Consider the following 17,777-nt stretch of genomic DNA (forward strand, 5'->3'; position numbering starts at 1 on the left):
GGCGAGAAGTCGTCATTGCGAGGCACGAAGCAATCTTTATGCGTATATAAAGATTGCTTCGTGCCTCGCAATGATGATTTTTTTTAATCTTTTAATGTTAAGTATTTTCTCATAAGCAGGCATCATCATAGAAAAATTAATTTTTAATATTATTAAATTCTTGCTTTGTAAGCGTATATTTTTTTAATTCTTTTCCTTTTTCATTTCTATAAATTGATGTTATTTTATCAATTTTAAACTCTTCAGAATTCACTAATTTTTCAACTAAAGAGGTTCCTAATAACCCTTTTTTAATAGCACCTTTTCCTTGTTTTTCAAGTAAATCAAGTGCTTCGGTATATTGATTTGGAACAAGATAAGTGTTTACTATAGTTTTGTTCTGTAATTCACAATTCAAATATTTAAAGCCAAAATCCTTATCTGTTACAGGTAAGCGTTTATTTAATTCATTTATTAAACCTTGAAGAATTATTTCATTTTCATTAACAACCTTATTAGATTTAATTTGTGCCAACATCTCATCTCGAGTAGTTTTTATTCTTTTAACCTCTTTTTTGTTTTTATTAAGTATTATACATGTAATACTATTTAGGGTAAAAAAGCTCTTATTTGACACTAATTCTTTTAAAGTTGGGTTGTTTGCCATGTTTTGTTTAACGAGCTTCTCTGCTCCAGCTATTTCTAAAACTTTCAAAACATCATCAGGATACTCGTATGTATATGTGATATTACTATTGTTATCTAGCGCTAACTTTAATAACGAAATTCCAGTCTCGTTATCAATAAAAGGCATTTTATTATTAATTTTAGCTATGATGAAATTTAAATCTGTGTTTTTTCTTCAGTTTGTTTGCTAATAGTTGTTTCTGCAAATTTTACACGGTTTTTATCGTATAAGTTTAAATTAAACTTTACCCCGTCATTATAGATATCTTTTCCTGAGGGAATTGAATTTATAATATTAATAAATATTTCTGGTGCCGTATCTTCAGTTATTTTAGATTCGAATTGATTTTCAACATAATTAAATCCAGCTGATATCGTCACTTCACTTCCATTTACATAATATGCTTTGCTACTTACAACTGCTGTAGGAGGATTATGCTCCATTATTTTATTAAAATCTCCTACAAATTTATTTGCCTTTTGCTCTTTTGTTTTGCAAGAAAAAAATAAAGTACATATTATAGATAAATAAAAAGACATACTTTTTATTTTGTTTGAGTTTAGTCTCACAATATTTTGGTGAAATTTCATTTTTTGAAGTTAATTGAATTCTATTAAATATTCTCAATTTCCATAATTTTTCTATCTTTGGTTTTTAATGAATTTCCTGTATCCAGGCTTTCTTTTCGCACTATTATTGGTCGCCATTCCGGTTATCATTCATTTATTCAATTTCAGAAAATTTAAAAAAGTTTATTTCTCTAATGTTCAATTCCTGAAAGCGGTAGAGCAGCAACATTCATCTAAAGAAAAGCTTAAAAACTTATTGATTCTTTTATCCCGGATTTTAGCCATTATCTTTTTGGTATTGGCCTTTGCACAGCCCTATATCCCAGTAAATTCACAAGAAGGAAGCCTTAAAAATAATACAGTTAGCATATATATAGATAATTCTTACAGCATGGAAGCCGTTAATAAGGATGGTAACCTATTTGATGAAGCGAGGCGAAGGGCAAAAGAAATAGTGAAAGGCTTTGGTATAAATGATCGGTTTCAGTTGCTTACCAATGATTTTGAAGGCAAGCATCAGCGATTATTAAATCAGGAAGAGTTTCTTAAAGCCCTTGATGAGGTGAAAATTTCTGCAACCACCCGCAATCTTCAACAAATTTTAAACAGACAAGAAAATGTGTTCAGTGGTTCAGCTAATCCATATGTTTTTGTACTATCTGATTTTCAGAAAAGCATTACATCAGCTAAAAAGCTAAGTACAAATCCTGATGTCCAATATGCATTCGTTAAGTTAAATGCCACAACATTGCCTAATGTGGCGGTGGATAGTGTATGGATGTTATCGCCCAATCATCAGCCTGGTGCAAATGAAAGGTTGGTGGTTCAACTAAAAAACTATTCGCAGGAAGCAGCCAAAAATATTCCCCTCAAATTAACCATAAATAATCAGCAAAAAGGTTTAGGATCAATTACCATTCCTGCAGAGCAAACCGTGCGAGATACTTTAAATTTTTCGGGGCTAAATGCTGGTTGGCAAAAGGGGATAGTGAGTATAAAAGATTTTCCAGTCACCTTTGATGATGCACTGTCTTTTAGTTTTAAGGTTGATAAAAGCTTGCCGGTATTAAGCATTAATGGTACCCGTGCGGGGAATTATATTAAGGCACTTTTTGGAGCTGATAATTATTATAAGCTTACGGAAAATGATGAGCGTAACGTTAATTATAATGGCTTTACGAATTATAGCTTAATTGTACTGAATGGGTTGCAAAATCCATCAACGGGTTTGGCTCAGCAGTTAAAAACTTATTTAAATGCGGGAGGTTTGGTGGTCATCTTTCCAGATCTTGATGCAGATATTCAGACTTACAATACTTTTCTATCAGCCTTATCCTTACCGGCTATCCAAAACTTAGATAAAACAGAAACTAAGGTAGATCAGATAGATCTTCAGCATCCCATTTTTAAAACTGTTTTTGAGGAAATACCTAAAAACCTCGATTTGCCAGTAATAAACCGATATTATAATTTCGTTGAACACAATTCTGCGAATAAGGAAAATATTTTAATGCTTCCTGGCAGGAAACTATTCTTCGCCAAATATGGCATGGGGAATGGATCCGTTTATCTTTCGGCAACTGGTTTAAATACTGGGGATGGAAACCTAGCTCGTCATCCGGTTTTTGTGCCATTAATGTATCGCATAGCTTTGAGTGGTGGTACGGCAGGTGGGCTTTATCATTATCTTGGAAGTGATAATGTCCTATCAGGAAAGAAAATTGATATAGGTAAAAATCAAACCTTAAAGCTAAAAGCAGATAACTTTGAAACCATTCCTGAAATTCGTCAGGTGGATGGTAAGACATTAATTTACACTGCGGATCAGGTTAGGAATGCTGGTTTTTATAACCTGAGTCTTGCGGATTCTATTCTTGCTGTGTATGCTTTTAATAGTTCAAGAAAAGAATCTGATATGCATTACCTGAGTAAAGCTGAACTTAATAATCTGGCTGGAAACAGTCATTTAAAAATATTTGATACTGATCAAGACGCCATAAAGCTAACCGCCGGAGCCGATAAAATCGGGCAAACTTTATGGAAACTTTGTTTAATTTTGTCACTGATTTTTATTGCAGCAGAAATTTTCCTTATCCGATTTTTTAACAACACTAAAAGAACAATATGAATCTCCTGGTTAAGAATGTAATCATTGCCGACCCTCAAAGTCAATTCAATAAACAAGAATGTGATGTGAGGGTAGTTGATGGTCAAATTAAAAACATAGGTAAATTAACGGCTCAACAGGGCGAAACTATTTTTGATGCATCAGGTGCATTCCTTACGCCAGGTTTTTTTGATCTGAATTGTGTAGCTGGAGATCCTGGTTTTGAAACCAAGGAGGATCTTGAAACCCTTACCGCGGCTGCAAAAGCTGGTGGATTTACTGGCCTTGCCTTATTGCCGCAGGCTTATCCGGTGGTGCAATCTAAATCACAGGTAGAATATATTATTAATAAAACTAAGAATAACCTGGTTGATGTTTTACCTGTTGGGGCCATCAGCCAAAACAGAGAAGCAAAGGAACTTGCCGAACTTTTTGATATGCAACAAGCGGGAGCAGTTGCTTTTTCTGATGGTGATAAAGCTTTGCAGGATGATGGCTTTATGAGTCGTGCGCTTCAATATGCTAAAGGTTTAGACGCTTTATTGATGGTTTATCCTGAAAATAAATCCATTGCAGGTAAATCGCAAATTAACGAAAGTAAAAATTCTGTCCTTCTTGGGATGAAGGGCTTGCCCGCTTTGGCAGAAGAAATGCACATTGCCCGGGATATTTTTCTGGCTACTTACAATGAAACAAAAATTCACATCAGCAATATTTCTACAGCTGGTTCGGCGGCTTTGATTCGGAAAGCAAAAAAAGACGGTGTTCAGGTTTCCTGCGATGTTACAGCACATCATCTGGTGTTTACTGAAGAACTTTTGGCCGACTTTGATAGCAATTATAAGGTGAAACCACCATTGCGTGGTAAAGCCGATGTAAAGGCCCTTATTGCAGGTTTAAAAGATGGAACCATCGATGCCATTACCTCGCAACACCGTCCGGAGGAAATAGAATTTAAAAATGTTGAATTTGAAATCGCCCATTATGGAATCATTGCGCTGCAAACGGTGCTTCCCTTATTACTTAAGGCTGGTTTAGATGTAGGGATCATCGCTGAGAAATTAGCCATTAATCCACGTAAATTGCTAAATTTAAATATTCCGGTGATTGAAGAAGGTACAGCAGCAAACTTTACGGTTTTCAACCCGAATGAAAAATGGTTGTACAATTCTTCAAGTAATTTTTCTAAATCAGCGAATAGCCCGCTTTTAGGAACTGAACTTACCGGAAAAGTAATTCTGGTCTATAACAATAATCAATATAAAGAAAGCTAAGAGACTAAAGTTAAAAGATTAAAACAAAAAGGTTTAAGCAAAATGGTTAATGCAATTTGCCCGGGCTTGATACTTGATACTAAATACTTGATACTAACAATATGGACAATAGAGTAAAAAAAGCGCTGGTCGCATCACTAAATAAATATGCTGAAGTTGCGGCAATTAATGTTGAAGGTTTTGAAACGGAGTTACTGGCTGCGTTTGAGCTTGAAACCAAATTTTTGGACAAAGTAATTGCGTTTGATGCTGTTTTTGATTCTTATCCTAAATTTGAAGAATTACGTGAAGTATTTTTCGATTTACTGATGGTGAATTTCTTTAGCAGCGATGTTCAGAAACTGGAAGACGACTATCTGGAAAGTGATGAATGGGCGAAAATTGAGGAAGAAACCATTGACAGGGGTACAGAATTGTTGAATCTTTTGCTTTACATTAAAGAGTGTAAGGATGAAGATATCGACCCTGAATTGGGCGATTTCCTTAAAGAATTTTTACTGGTTGAAGATGATGAATTTCAGGATGAATTTGAAATTTATGAAGAAATGATCAGCAACCAGCAATTGGCTGAAGGTAGTGTGGAGGAAATTTGCAAAACTGCGCCGACCTTAAATATCAGTGAAGAAATGCAGGAATTATTTGTTCCTTTTATGGCATTTTTCCTTGATGTAGAGGGAAGCGAAACGACCACCAAAGAAATAATTCAATTTAGCAGTAACAAATCGTTCGATTCTGCTACTTATATATTAATTACAACGATTAATAACTAAATTAAACTTCATTACAATGGACAAAAGTGCTCAAATTTCCCAGTTATCTCTTAAGTATGGTTTTATACTTGCCGCTGTTTCAGTGGTAATTTCTCTCACCATGCATTTCATCAATCCGGTTTTGGTTTACACTAATGTAATGGCCTCAATTGGTATTTTTGTTGTTTTTATTGCGCTCTTAGTGGTTTCAGGTATCAATATCCGTAAGGAAATTGGCGGTTTTTGGACATTCGGAGAAGCATTTAAAGCCTTTTTGATTATTTCATTGATTCTGGCGATTACAGCTACACTTTATAATTTCATCTTGATGAAATTAATTGATCCTGATCTTCCAGCAAAAGCTGCAGCCGCAATTGAAGAAGCTCAAAGAGCGATGATGGCGAAATTTGGTTTAGGTAATGATGAAATTGATGAGGCAATGGCAAAGGCTGGCAATATGCAGGAAAAACTGGAGCCTAGTTTTAAGAATACTTTCACCAGTTTTGGTGTTTCAATTGCATCTTATGGTGTAATCTCATTAATCCTGGCCGCGATCTTGAAAAAGAAACCACCGGTTACTTTTAATACTTTCCCTACGGAAGGTTAATTTTTATAAAATTTTGAACGTGCAGGTTTTATCATTTAATTTGATGAAATTTGCACGTTTTATTTTGCACAAACCTCACAGGTTTTTAAAACCTGTGAGGTTTAAATATTAGAAATGGATATATCAGTTGTAGTACCCTTATTCAATGAAGATGAGTCCTTGCCAGAATTAACGGCATGGATTGATAAAGTGATGATGGAAAATAATTTCAGTTATGAAATTGTTTTAATTGATGATGGTAGTACCGATAAATCCTGGGAAGTTATTGAAACGTTGAGGTTACAGAACCCAGCGATAAAAGGAATCAAATTCAGGAGGAATTATGGTAAATCTGCAGCGTTGAATGTTGGCTTTGAAGCCACACTGGGTGATGTGGTGATTACCATGGATGCTGATTTACAAGACAGTCCGGATGAAATACCTGAATTATATCGTCGCATTAAGGAAGAAAAGTTAGATCTGATTTCTGGCTGGAAAAAGAAACGTTACGATCCCATTACTAAAACCGTACCTACAAAGTTATTTAATGCAGCAACCCGAAAAATGAGTGGCATTGAATTAAATGATTTTAATTGTGGCTTAAAAGCCTACCGTAGCGATGTGATCAAAACCATCGAGGTTTACGGTGAAATGCACCGATACATCCCTGTAATTGCAAAATGGGCTGGGTTTAATAAAATATCCGAACAAGTTGTAGAACATCGCGCCCGTAAATATGGCACCACTAAATTTGGATTTAGCCGATTCATTAATGGCTTTTTAGATTTGCTTTCTATCTTCTTTGTTGGCAAATTTGGAAAACGCCCCATGCACTTTTTTGGATCTTTAGGGGTATTGAGTTTCTTTGTCGGGATTATCATGTCGCTTTATACATTAATCGAAAAGCAATATCTTATCTGGAATGGTTTAGCTTACCGTGATGTAACCCAACAACCGCTATTTTACTTGTCGTTAGTGGCTATAGTAGTGGGTTCTCAAATGTTTCTGGCTGGTTTTATTGCCGAACTTTTGTCGCGAAATGCACCAGAAAGAAATCAGTACTTAATTGAAAAAGAACTTAAATAGGCTTAAAGACTAAAGCTTAAAGCAAAATTGCTTTAGTCTTTAGTCTTTACACTTTCAGCTTCAAGACATGTTTTTCTCCATCATTATCCCGCTCTACAACCGTCCACAAGAAATTGATGAGCTTTTGTATACTTTAACCAAACAAACGTATTCACAGTTTGAAGTACTGGTTATTGAAGATGGTTCCATCCATGATGCGAAAGCAATCGTAGACAGTTATGCCGATCGGCTTGATATTAAATATTATTTTAAGGAAAACGCCGGACAGGGTTTTGCCCGCAATTATGCTTTTGAAAGGGCCGAAGGAGATTACTTTATCATATTTGATTCGGATATCCTGGTTCCTGCGGATTACCTGGAAATTGTAAAGAATTATCTTTATGAGCATAAGCTGGATGCCTATGGCGGTCCGGATGCGGCACATGAAAGTTTTACTCCGGTACAAAAGGCCATCAGCTATGCCATGACTTCCCCATTTACCACGGGAGGAATCAGGGGGAATAAAAAGCATGTGGGGCAATTTCATCCACGTAGTTTTAATATGGGGGTTTCCCGTCAGGCATGGGAAAAGGTTGGTGGATTTATTTTAACCCGATTAGGGGAAGATATTGAGTACAGCATCCGCATTCATGAAAATGGCTTTAAAATTGGCTTAATTCCCGAAGCTAAAGTGTACCATAAACGCCGGACAAGCTTCAGTCAGTTTTACAAACAATTGCACTTTTTTGGCAGGGCGAGAATTAATATTTATAAACACTTTCCAAAGGAATTAAAGTTAATCCATTTTTTTCCAGCAGTTGCTACCATTGGGATGATTGTTACATTGCTTATGAACATCATCTATCCACCTCTGGCATATGTTTTGGATTTCATGGTGTTATTGTATTTTATGTTGATATTTTTTCACTCCTGGTCTGTAAATAAATCTTTAAAAGTTGCATTTTTGAGCATTATATCTTCGTTCATCCAATTAACTGCCTATGGGTTAGGATTTATACAGGATTTATTTAAAAGAGTGATTTTTTCAGGGAAATAAAATAGAGAAGAGAAATAGGGAATAGAGGAAAGGGGATATTCAGTGGAAATTGAAAAAATGATACGGAAAGTGGAACACCTTGCAAAAAAAATAAGAATCAGAAATTAAAATGATCAACTATCTAAAAGAAAGTACATTTGCTGTTAATGATGTGATCCGCAAAGCCTGGAGCATCATGACAAAGCATTATTTTTCTATTGCTACGCTATGTTTTCTGATGTTTATCACAGCGAGCGCATCTAGTTTAATGGCTTTTTTTATTAAGGATGTGAGCAAGGTACTTAGTTTCTTTATGGTGATTATTTTCATCATGTTATACTTTACCATCAATCTTTCGCTTTTTAAGTACATTTTTCACCTTATTGATAACGAAGATGAGGACGTTACCATTGTTGGTACGCTTCCAACAAGGCAACAGATTATCAGGTTTTTAGTAGCCACATTATATTTTATTGGCTGTATCTTATTCATCGGATTAATCCTTTTTCCTATTCTGTATGTACTGGATCCGGTTTTGCGTTATCTCGTTAAAATTGGCTGGGTAGAAAGTTTTCAAACTACTGGTGTTGTTATTACACAAATCGCCGTAGGGATCGCGATTCTGGCTTTGTTCATCACCTGGTTAAGGATTTCCTTTTTTCCTTTTTTTATTATCGATAAAAATGCACCACCATTTGAATCCATTAAGCTCAGTCTGGCCATTACTAAAGGGAACTTCACTAAAATTTTGTTGTTGTTGTTGGTTTTGGGCGGAGGGTATTTAATTTACTTGTTTTTTAACCTGCTGCACTGGCCGTTTGTTGCTTTTATCGTAAATATTCTGAGTTCATTTATTATCGTTCCCTTGTCGAGCGTAGCTTTAACGGTAGCTTATCGTAAAATTGCAGGAGAATATAAAGGCGACGAACATCCAGATATTTTGCATAACATCGTTTAACGGAAAAAACATTTAATCATTTAATCATCCAAAAATCAATCATTAATTATGGGATTAAAAGCAGCATTAAGTAAACCATTTGCGGCATTTGCAGTATGGCAGATCAACAAATGGAAGAAGAATGCCGTTGCTACCCAAGATAAAATTCTTCGAAAACTTATTGATCAGGCGAAAAATACAGCCTTTGGTAAAGATCATCGTTTTGCTGAAATTACCAATTACAGTGATTTTAAGAAGAATGTTCCGGTTCAGGATTATGAAGGATTAAAACCATACGTAGATCGTGTGGTAAGTGGTGAGGCAGATGTACTGTGGAAAGACAAACCGCTTTATTTCGCTAAAACATCTGGTACCACATCTGGCGTAAAATACATTCCGCTTTCTAAAGAATCAATGCCGGAGCACATTAAAGCTGCCCGCAATGCCATACTTACCTATATCCATCAAATAGGCAAAGCCGATTTTGTAAATGGAAAAATGATTTTCTTGCAGGGAAGTCCTGTTTTGAATGTGAAAAATGGAATTAACGTAGGCCGTTTATCTGGGATAGTAGCGCATCATGTTCCAGCCTATTTGCAAAAGAATCGATTACCTTCATATGAAACGAATATTATTGAAGATTGGGAAGAGAAGGTGGATGCGATTGTTGAGGAAACCCTTCATGAGGACATGACACTGATTTCCGGGATTCCACCCTGGGTGCAAATGTATTTTGATAAGCTTACTGAAAAAGCAAACGGTAAAAAAATAGGCGAGATTTTTAAAAACTTTAGTTTATTTATTTATGGGGGGGTAAATTTTGAGCCTTACCGTGCAAAGATTGAGCAGAGTATTGGCCGTAAAATAGATTCCATTGAAACTTATCCGGCATCAGAAGGATTTATTGCCTATCAGGATTCTCAACATGATAAAGGCTTATTATTGCTGGCGGATGCAGGGATATTTTATGAATTTATTCCGGCAGATGAATATTATAATGAGCATCCAACTCGGCTATCACTAGGAGAAATAGAATTGGATGTGAACTATGCTTTAGTTTTGAATACTAATGCAGGTTTATGGGGTTATAGCATCGGTGATACGGTAAAATTTGTTTCCAAAAATCCATATAAAATTGTGGTTACCGGGCGGATTAAGCATTTTATATCGGCCTTTGGTGAACATGTGATTGGTGAGGAGGTGGAGCAGGCTTTATTGAGCATTGCAAATGCTGAGCAGGTAGAAATTACAGAATTTACGGTGGCACCTCAGGTAAATCCTGAAGGCGGCGAACTGCCTTATCATGAGTGGTTTGTAGAGTTTTCTGCTGCTCCTAAAGATATGGCTACTTTTAGTAAAAAGGTAGATGAGGCTTTGCAAAAGAAAAATATTTACTATTTTGATTTAATTGAGGGGAACATCCTTCAACCCTTAATTATACGTATGTTGCAAAAGGATGCTTTTGTAAATTATATGAAAAGTGAAGGAAAATTGGGTGGGCAGAATAAAGTGCCGAGATTGAGTAATGACAGGAAGTTGGCGGATGGGTTAGAGAAATATATTGTTTAATTTCCATCGTCATTGCGAGGAGGTACGACGCGGCAATCTCATTTGAGCTTTCGTTCTCGCCGGACGGGCTTTTTTCTTTTTGATGTCAAAAAGAAACAAAAAACACCGGCTGAAAATTTTTGTATTAAAGTTTCTGCATGGGCTTAAATTGTGCGTTCCCAAAAATTTGTTAGGCCGGATTAAAGCTAAACGAAGAAACATTGCTTAGGCCTAGCTGGGTGGAATGCAATATTATGATAAATGATGTCTATAAGAATTGGACAAAAAAGAATTAAAATTTGAAATACATAACCATATTAGGTTCTACAGGAAGCATCGGTACGCAGGCACTTGAAGTGGTGCGGGACAACCCATCGATTTTTAAGGTTTCTGTATTATCTGCATTAAAAAATTCAGCATTACTGATCCAACAGGCGAAAGAATTCAGGCCGGAAGTGGTGGTGATTTGCGATGAAAGCCAGTATCAAACTGTTAAAGATGCATTGTCTTCTTTAAACATAAAAGTTTTGGCGGGAGAGGAGTCTTTATCGGAAGTAGCGAGCTACCTACAAAGTGATATCGTACTTACCGCCTTAATGGGTTCCGTTGGATTAAAGCCAACTATAGCAGCCATTAAAGCTGGGAAAAGTATTGCCTTGGCGAATAAGGAAACTTTAGTGGTTGCGGGTGAATACATCACTGCATTGGCAGCCGAATATCAGGTGAAAATTCTTCCGGTTGATTCGGAGCATTCGGCCATTTTTCAGTGCCTGGTCGGCGAGGCGCAAAATGAAATCGAAAAAATTTACCTTACGGCATCCGGCGGTCCTTTTCTGGGAAAGGGTAAAGATTTTTTATCTACCATTAAAAAAGAGCAGGCTTTAAAACACCCTAACTGGGTGATGGGAGCAAAAATCACCATTGATTCTGCTACTTTGATGAATAAGGGGCTGGAAGTGATTGAAGCCAAATGGTTGTTTGATCTCGACGTGGATCAGGTTGATGTGATCGTTCATCCTCAATCTATTATTCACTCTATTGTGCAGTTTACGGATGGTTCTATGAAAGCACAAATGGGTGTTCCGGATATGAAATTGCCCATTCAGTATGCTATAAATTATCCCGATAGGCTAAAAAACAATTTTAAACGTTTTAACTTTCTGGACTATCCTAATTTTAGTTTTCAGCAAGCGGATAGGGAAACGTTCAGAAATCTGGATTTAGCTTTTAAAGCTTTAAGAAAGGGAGGGAATATGCCTTGTATCTTAAATGCTGCCAATGAAATTGTGGTGGAGTCATTTTTAAATGATAAGATTGGTTTCCTGGAAATGAGTGATGTAATTGAGCAATGTATGGAAGAAATCAGCTTTATAGAAAAACCACAATTGACTGATTATTTAGAAACTGACAAACATAGCCGTATCTTAGCCGGCGAATTAGTAACAAAAAGTAGCATTTAACATCTAAAATAAAAATATTAGTATAGCATATGAATGGATTGATTATGGCGGGGCAGCTGCTGCTCGGATTGTCTTTATTGGTAATATTACACGAATTAGGACATTTTTTGGCAGCCAGGGCATTTGGTATTAAAGTAGAGAAGTTTTATTTGTTTTTTGATGCCTGGGGTTTTAAACTCTTCAGCTTTAAAAAAGGTGGTGTTGAATATGGTGTGGGCTGGCTACCACTTGGCGGTTATGTTAAAATTGCCGGAATGATTGATGAAAGTATGGATACGGAGCAAATGGCTCTTCCTGCTCAACCCTGGGAATTTAGATCTAAACCGGCATGGCAACGTTTAATTGTGATGCTTGGCGGGATTATCGTGAATGTTATCGTGGGTGTTTTTATTTTCTGGATGCTCACTTTTAATGTTGGCCAAAACTATACGGTAAATGGAAAATTAAATGATGGTATTTCAGTTGGCACACTGGGTAAGGAAATCGGCTTAAGAAACGGAGATCGCATTTTAGCGATTAACGGCAATAAATTAATTCGTTTCGAGGATGCGATTTCGAGCAAGGTATTGTTTGATGGTGCGCAACTCACGATTTTAAGAGGTAGCCAAACCCTTTATGTTTCTGTTCCGGATACGATTTTAAATAAGTTATCTAAAAACGATAAAGAGAATTTTATTAGTCCGCGTTACCGCATGGCCAGTGTAGCTACCGTATTGGCACCGGATGAAAAAGCTGATCAGCAATCTTTCCTGGATCGTATTTTCGGCAGGAAATATGTAAAACCTGTTTATCCGGCTTATGCTGCAGGTATTAAACCTGGTGACAGCATCCTGGCGGTAAATGGGAAAGCCGTTACTTTTTTCGATCAGTTTAAAGATGAGGTTTCATCCAATAAAAATAAAGCAATTTCTGTTCAGGCATTACGCCAGGGGAAACCAGTTAACTTTAATTTAAAAGTGGGTGCTGATGGCACCATCGGGATTGCACCAAATTTAAAAGCACCCGAAACTGCACATGTAGATTTCGGTTTTGCAGAATCGCTTCCGGTAGGGGCAGGCATGGCTTGGAGTACTTTTGTAGATAATGCAAAAGGAATCGGTAAAATGATCACTGGTAAATTGAGTGCGAGGAATATCAGCAGTCCGATTGGTATTGCAAAAGTTTATGGAAGTACTTTCGATTGGGTAAAATTCTGGACTTTAACAGGTTTAATTTCTATGGCTTTGGCTTTTATGAATTTATTGCCCATCCCGGGTTTAGATGGTGGCCATGTGGTGTTCTTATTAATCGAGATGGTGCAACGCAAGCCTGTAAGTGAAAAAGTATTGGAGAAAGCTCAAATTGTAGGTTTTGTTATCTTAATTTGCCTGATGGTGTTTGCTTTTGGTAATGATATCTTAAAATCTTTCGGGAAGTAAAACCAAATTTATATTATTGCCGCAGCTGGATAGATTATAATCTGAACAGCTGCGGCTTTTTTATTTATACCCTATCATGAGCGAAACTATACAGCAACCTAATTATTTCGAATTTTACGAATTGCCGGTTCAATTTAACCCTGATCAAAATGCTGTAAAAGCGAAGTTCTATGCTTTGAGTAAGCAGTATCATCCTGACTTTTTCGCTAACGAGGGCGATGAAAAGCAGCAGGAGGTACTGGAATTATCTACCTTGAATAATAAAGCTTATCAAACACTTAGTCATGCTAAAAAGCGATTAAAATATGTGCTTGAGCTGAAGGGGATTGTAGAGACGGATGAGGGTTACCAGTTGCCGCAATCTTTCCTGATGGAAATGATGGATGTGAATGAGGCTTTGATGGATTTGGAATTCGAACCTGATGCGGCGAAATTGGCTGAGGTTAGAAAAGATATTGATCTTATTGAAAAACAGCTGGAGGATGAATTAAATCATTTGGTTGAGACATTTGATCGTAGTCCGGATGATTCAGAAAAGTTCTTACCTGCTATAAAAGATATTTTTTATCGTCAAAAATACACCGCCAGAATCCGTGAACGCTTATCAAAGTGATCAAGTGGGGGTACGAAATCATATTTCTAAATTCATTTAATGTTAGGGGTTAACTTATCACTGGATAGAGGATCTTAATCAGTTATCATCGCTTAAATCAACAAGCATACTATAGTTATGTGTAAGGTAAGTGTGGCTAGAAGGCGGATTAGAGGTGGAGTAAATGCGGGGTGGAGGCGGGGTAAAGAAATCAATTTCTTGAGTCAGCAATTTAACACTACCTTAAATATAGGGAGAATAATTAAATTACTTTCTATAAAGCAGAGCGTTCGATTAATGATAAGCCTTAAAATACTATTTAAACTGGTTATCGCTATTAGTTAACCCCTATCCGCCTATCGGCACCTTTCCCCAGAAAGGGAAAGGCTTTGGAAAATATTTATCGAAGCTGACCCATATCGTAAAACCAAACTCCCCTCCTTTTTTAAGGAGGGGTGCCCATCGGGCGGGGTGGTTCGGTTCGAAAATGTCATCATTACCACCGCAGTGGAGGAATCTTTGAGCTTCGTAAATTAGATTGATCAATCCTGAGTTCAAAAATCTCTCTATTTCGCCGCTGCCTGAAAAAGGCAGGCGCTCCAGTCGAGAAGACGACCTTTGAGTAAATTAACCCCTATCTGTCTATCGGCACCTTTCCCCTGAAAGGGAAAGGGCGAAAAAAAGTAATTCCACTCTTTCAAGCTATCGTATTGACACTATAAATTTTCTCTTTTGGGCTGTTCTATAACAACACTCAATTGTCAAATCATTTTTTAGTATTCGTTGAAGCATCTGTTTTACACTATTTTCGAAAAAAAATCAGATTCATGAGTTCATTATCCGTTTTTCGAAAAGTTGCTGTGGCAGAGGGGATTTCCTATTTGCTTTTGTTATTCGTAGCCATGCCCTTAAAGTACTGGGCTCACCTGCCATTATATGTGAAATATACGGGATGGGCACATGGATTATTGTTTGTGATGTATGCGGCTACTTTGATCATGGCCTGGCAGGAACAAAAATGGAAATTCGGAAAAGCAGTGCTGATCTTCCTGGCTTCACTACTGCCTTTTGCACCCTTTATCGTGGATAGAAAGTTAAAAGATGAACGTGCTGAATCTGCAAATGACATATAGTAAACGAATTACGAATTATTTCAAAATAATTTTGTGATTTAAGCTTTCGTTATCTACATTTGCATCCCGTCCAATACATGCCCGGATGGCGGAATTGGTAGACGCGCTGGTCTCAAACACCTGTGGGAAACCGTGCCGGTTCGACTCCGGCTCCGGGTACAATAAAAGGTCTTTAGCTTTGTTAAAGGCCTTTTTTATTTTCGCTATACAATTATTTAGATAGGTTTGTTCTGATTGGTGAGAACACCAACCAGACGGCAATCAGTCATCTCCTTCTGATGAGCAGATATTAAGCAGGAGCAACCTCATGCTTTTTTTCTTTTGTAGGGAGCAAACGATTTAAAAGCTTTTCCAGTAATGGAACAAGCGGGATAAAGAGCAATACGCCTGTGGTGTTGAAGATCATATGGGTATTGGCTATCTTTTGCTCAATGCTTGCATTTCCCGAAATCTGTTCTATAAATCCGGTGAAGAGCGGAAAGATCAACAGGCCTATGGCAATGGAAATGATATTGAAAAGCAAATGAAAGATACCGGTCTTTACTGCCTGCCTGTCCGAACGGATGGTTGCCAGGAGGGTATCTGAACAGGTGCCCAGTTCCGCACCGATCATCACGGCGATACCACCGCCAAGATTGATTAGTCCTTTTTTTGCAAGGGTAATGACCATGCCTACGGTAGCTGATGAAGACTGGATGACCAAGGTAATCAGTGCGCCGATAGCGGTTCCCCTTAATGGATTGTCCAATTTTTCCATCCAGGTTAAAAAAGCGGGATCGTCTTTTAAGGGTTCAACGGCACGTTCCATCGTATACAGGCCAAAGAACAGGATGCCGAAGTAAAGTACCACTTTTCCTGTTTTAGAAACTTTCTCGCTTTTTGAGAATAGGCTGAACACCAGTCCCAGAAAAATCGGTATGGGTGAATACTGCCCGATATCCAGCGCGATAAGCTGACTGGAAAAGGTTGTGCCTATGTTAGCGCCCATTACAATCCCCATAGACTGCCTGAAAGTCAATGCGCCTGCATTGACCAGCACAATGGTCATGATGATAACAGCAGATGAAGAATCAAGAATGGTTGTGATCACAATGCCGGTAAGTATGGCGGTGAATACGTTTTTGGTAAAGAAGCCCATCCATTTTTTGGCCTTATCGCCAAGCAATTCTTTAAGCGTATCAGACAGGTTGTTGATGGCGAAAAGGAACAGGCCAAGCCCGCCCAATACCATCAGTATAATTTCCCACATAAAATTTATAGTTATCCTGTCTATCAACAATTGACACATCAAGCTAAGACATTAACAATCTGTAAGTTTCGGAGTTTGGCGCTGTGTATTAAGGTTGTGTAAAGATTTCATCTCATCATGGATCTCCTGCAAAGGAGATCCAGACTTATTAAGGTCGAACCATTGCATTTCAATATGTTTCTTCCACTATTCTATTGTTATACCTATATGCTAGTATAAGCACTATTATAAAATCACGCTTCTAGTTTTGCAATACTAATGATAAGAAGTTCAGAATGCTCTTAGAAAACTACCGTTTCTTGATAATTTGATATTTATAATAAAATGTGCACTTTAAGCCATCTAAAATCTTTTAGTTCGCCTATTAAAAAGTTTCTCTATTTCATTTTACATGATTATTTTAGGTTTGATTTATTGGAAAGACTTAACATTATCAGACCTATTAGCCAAATCCAAACCCAAACGTGCACTAACAAAGTGACAAAAAAGACAAAGAAAAAAATATGTTAGGACTTAGAACAACAATTTATAAAGTTGGAGACATTCAAAAAGCGACAGAATGGTACTCAAAGGCGTTTGAAACAAACCCTTATTTCAACGAACCTTATTATGTTGGCTTCAACATTCAAGGATACGAATTAGGACTTCAACCAGAAGAAAATCCAACTTTGAATAAAATTGAAAATGTAGTTTCATATTGGGGTGTAGAAAATATTCAAGAGACTTTTGACCGACTTATTGAATTAGGAGCAACCGAAAATGAAAAGCCATACAATGTTGGCGGAGATATAATGACTGCAACTGTTAAAGACCCATTTGGAAATGTTATTGGCTTAATTTACAATCCTCACTTTCAATTAAAAGACTAACCAATGGCTTCAGATCAAAATTTTGTGGACTTTGTTATGGAACAAATCAGAAATGCCGGAGAAATAACAGCTAAAAAAATGTTTGGTGAATATGGCATTTACGCTGACGGAAAATTATTCGGACTGATATGCGACAACAAATTGTTTATCAAACCAACCATTTCGGGAAGAGAATTTATAGGTAATGTTATTGAAGCACCACCATACGAAGGAGCAAAACCAAGTTTCTTGATAGAAGAAAAAATAGAAAACAGTGATTGGTTAAGTGAACTCATTAGAATTTCACTCAAAGAATTACCCACTACCAAAACCAAAAAGAAAAAATAAACCTGAAATGAAATGGGCTGCAGCTAACCTGTTATTACCGCAATAGGGGGAAGTGCTTCTATGAAACTTTTAATCATTAACAAACAGGCTGATTTCAAACCTATATCTAGGTTAGTTGCAATAGTAGCACAACACCCAATTGACATGACAAAATAAGCAGTCAAGCCCACACAAATATAAAATCTGACTAC

Annotated in this window: 17 protein-coding genes and 1 tRNA gene; 15 read left to right on the forward strand and 3 right to left on the reverse strand. The window is 37.0% G+C overall.

Features of this window, described 5'->3' with window-relative positions:
• Window positions 1-136: 136 nt before the first annotated feature.
• Window positions 137-793: a hypothetical protein gene (locus tag EV200_RS02580; protein ID WP_132529238.1), complete on the reverse strand. Its 657-nt coding sequence runs from the start codon at window positions 791-793 to the stop codon at window positions 137-139.
• Between the two features lie 29 nt (window positions 794-822).
• Window positions 823-1,257 (reverse strand): hypothetical protein, encoded by a 435-nt coding sequence (locus EV200_RS02585; protein WP_132529239.1) that lies wholly within the window; start codon window positions 1,255-1,257, stop codon window positions 823-825.
• Window positions 1,258-1,324: 67 nt separating this feature from the next.
• Between EV200_RS02585 and EV200_RS02590 the strand changes: the two genes are divergently transcribed.
• The 13 genes from EV200_RS02590 to EV200_RS02650 all read left to right on the forward strand — a co-directional run bounded on the left by EV200_RS02590 (window position 1,325) and on the right by EV200_RS02650 (window position 15,300).
• Window positions 1,325-3,364: a vWA domain-containing protein gene (locus EV200_RS02590; RefSeq protein ID WP_132529240.1), complete on the forward strand. Its 2,040-nt coding sequence runs from the start codon at window positions 1,325-1,327 to the stop codon at window positions 3,362-3,364.
• Window positions 3,361-4,617, forward strand: a complete 1,257-nt coding sequence (locus EV200_RS02595) for a dihydroorotase (protein WP_132529241.1) — start codon at window positions 3,361-3,363, stop codon at window positions 4,615-4,617. The genes EV200_RS02590 and EV200_RS02595 overlap by 4 nt, the downstream gene beginning before the upstream one ends.
• Window positions 4,618-4,718: 101 nt before the next feature.
• Window positions 4,719-5,387: a hypothetical protein gene (locus EV200_RS02600; RefSeq protein ID WP_132529242.1), complete on the forward strand. Its 669-nt coding sequence runs from the start codon at window positions 4,719-4,721 to the stop codon at window positions 5,385-5,387.
• A gap of 16 nt (window positions 5,388-5,403) precedes the next feature.
• Window positions 5,404-5,973: a DUF4199 domain-containing protein gene (locus EV200_RS02605; RefSeq protein ID WP_132529243.1), complete on the forward strand. Its 570-nt coding sequence runs from the start codon at window positions 5,404-5,406 to the stop codon at window positions 5,971-5,973.
• 114 nt (window positions 5,974-6,087) lie between these two features.
• Complete coding sequence (locus EV200_RS02610) at window positions 6,088-7,038, forward strand: glycosyltransferase family 2 protein (RefSeq protein ID WP_132529244.1); 951 nt, start codon at window positions 6,088-6,090, stop codon at window positions 7,036-7,038.
• A 67-nt stretch (window positions 7,039-7,105) separates the two neighbouring features.
• Window positions 7,106-8,074 carry a glycosyltransferase gene (locus tag EV200_RS02615; RefSeq protein ID WP_132529245.1) on the forward strand — a complete coding sequence of 323 codons (969 nt, stop codon included), beginning with the start codon at window positions 7,106-7,108 and terminating at the stop codon, window positions 8,072-8,074.
• 109 nt (window positions 8,075-8,183) lie between these two features.
• The gene (locus EV200_RS02620; protein ID WP_132529246.1) at window positions 8,184-9,011 is read left to right on the forward strand and encodes a hypothetical protein; all 828 of its coding nucleotides are present in this window, start codon (window positions 8,184-8,186) and stop codon (window positions 9,009-9,011) included.
• Between the two features lie 48 nt (window positions 9,012-9,059).
• Complete coding sequence (locus EV200_RS02625) at window positions 9,060-10,559, forward strand: GH3 auxin-responsive promoter family protein (RefSeq protein ID WP_132529247.1); 1,500 nt, start codon at window positions 9,060-9,062, stop codon at window positions 10,557-10,559.
• A gap of 278 nt (window positions 10,560-10,837) precedes the next feature.
• Complete coding sequence (locus EV200_RS02630) at window positions 10,838-11,998, forward strand: 1-deoxy-D-xylulose-5-phosphate reductoisomerase (RefSeq protein WP_132529248.1); 1,161 nt, start codon at window positions 10,838-10,840, stop codon at window positions 11,996-11,998.
• 29 nt (window positions 11,999-12,027) lie between these two features.
• Window positions 12,028-13,416: an RIP metalloprotease RseP gene (gene rseP, locus EV200_RS02635; protein ID WP_132529249.1), complete on the forward strand. Its 1,389-nt coding sequence runs from the start codon at window positions 12,028-12,030 to the stop codon at window positions 13,414-13,416.
• Window positions 13,417-13,492: 76 nt separating this feature from the next.
• Entirely contained in the window at window positions 13,493-14,029 is a 537-nt protein-coding gene (hscB, locus tag EV200_RS02640) for a Fe-S protein assembly co-chaperone HscB (RefSeq protein ID WP_132529250.1), read from the forward strand.
• Window positions 14,030-14,835: 806 nt separating this feature from the next.
• On the forward strand, window positions 14,836-15,141 hold the full coding sequence (locus EV200_RS02645) for a DUF3817 domain-containing protein (RefSeq protein ID WP_132529251.1): 306 nt from the start codon (window positions 14,836-14,838) through the stop codon (window positions 15,139-15,141).
• Window positions 15,142-15,220: 79 nt separating this feature from the next.
• Window positions 15,221-15,300 (forward strand) — tRNA-Leu (locus EV200_RS02650).
• A 130-nt stretch (window positions 15,301-15,430) separates the two neighbouring features.
• Here EV200_RS02650 and EV200_RS02655 read toward each other — a convergent pair.
• The gene (locus EV200_RS02655) at window positions 15,431-16,390 is read right to left on the reverse strand and encodes a Na/Pi cotransporter family protein (RefSeq protein WP_208864491.1); all 960 of its coding nucleotides are present in this window, start codon (window positions 16,388-16,390) and stop codon (window positions 15,431-15,433) included.
• Window positions 16,391-16,893: 503 nt separating this feature from the next.
• Here EV200_RS02655 and EV200_RS02660 point away from each other — a divergent pair.
• Both EV200_RS02660 and EV200_RS02665 read left to right on the forward strand, forming a co-directional pair.
• A complete protein-coding gene (locus EV200_RS02660) occupies window positions 16,894-17,259 on the forward strand; it encodes a VOC family protein (protein WP_132529252.1) in 366 nt (121 codons plus the stop codon).
• A gap of 3 nt (window positions 17,260-17,262) precedes the next feature.
• Window positions 17,263-17,586, forward strand: coding sequence for a TfoX/Sxy family protein (locus tag EV200_RS02665; protein ID WP_132529253.1), 324 nt, complete (start codon window positions 17,263-17,265; stop codon window positions 17,584-17,586).
• Window positions 17,587-17,777 lie beyond the last annotated feature (191 nt).

This window comes from Pedobacter psychrotolerans, assembly GCF_004340665.1.
Classification (GTDB): Bacteria; Bacteroidota; Bacteroidia; order Sphingobacteriales; family Sphingobacteriaceae; genus Pedobacter; species Pedobacter psychrotolerans.

Coding starts and splice junctions, on each gene's coding strand:
- EV200_RS02580 (WP_132529238.1), bottom strand. CDS start 793: ATGCCTTTTATTGATAACGAGACTGGAATTTCGTTATTAAAGTTAGCG.
- EV200_RS02585 (WP_132529239.1), bottom strand. CDS start 1,257: ATGAAATTTCACCAAAATATTGTGAGACTAAACTCAAACAAAATAAAA.
- EV200_RS02590 (WP_132529240.1), top strand. CDS start 1,325: ATGAATTTCCTGTATCCAGGCTTTCTTTTCGCACTATTATTGGTCGCC.
- EV200_RS02595 (WP_132529241.1), top strand. CDS start 3,361: ATGAATCTCCTGGTTAAGAATGTAATCATTGCCGACCCTCAAAGTCAA.
- EV200_RS02600 (WP_132529242.1), top strand. CDS start 4,719: ATGGACAATAGAGTAAAAAAAGCGCTGGTCGCATCACTAAATAAATAT.
- EV200_RS02605 (WP_132529243.1), top strand. CDS start 5,404: ATGGACAAAAGTGCTCAAATTTCCCAGTTATCTCTTAAGTATGGTTTT.
- EV200_RS02610 (WP_132529244.1), top strand. CDS start 6,088: ATGGATATATCAGTTGTAGTACCCTTATTCAATGAAGATGAGTCCTTG.
- EV200_RS02615 (WP_132529245.1), top strand. CDS start 7,106: ATGTTTTTCTCCATCATTATCCCGCTCTACAACCGTCCACAAGAAATT.
- EV200_RS02620 (WP_132529246.1), top strand. CDS start 8,184: ATGATCAACTATCTAAAAGAAAGTACATTTGCTGTTAATGATGTGATC.
- EV200_RS02625 (WP_132529247.1), top strand. CDS start 9,060: ATGGGATTAAAAGCAGCATTAAGTAAACCATTTGCGGCATTTGCAGTA.
- rseP (WP_132529249.1), top strand. CDS start 12,028: ATGAATGGATTGATTATGGCGGGGCAGCTGCTGCTCGGATTGTCTTTA.
- hscB (WP_132529250.1), top strand. CDS start 13,493: ATGAGCGAAACTATACAGCAACCTAATTATTTCGAATTTTACGAATTG.
- EV200_RS02645 (WP_132529251.1), top strand. CDS start 14,836: ATGAGTTCATTATCCGTTTTTCGAAAAGTTGCTGTGGCAGAGGGGATT.
- EV200_RS02655 (WP_208864491.1), bottom strand. CDS start 16,390: ATGTGGGAAATTATACTGATGGTATTGGGCGGGCTTGGCCTGTTCCTT.
- EV200_RS02660 (WP_132529252.1), top strand. CDS start 16,894: ATGTTAGGACTTAGAACAACAATTTATAAAGTTGGAGACATTCAAAAA.
- EV200_RS02665 (WP_132529253.1), top strand. CDS start 17,263: ATGGCTTCAGATCAAAATTTTGTGGACTTTGTTATGGAACAAATCAGA.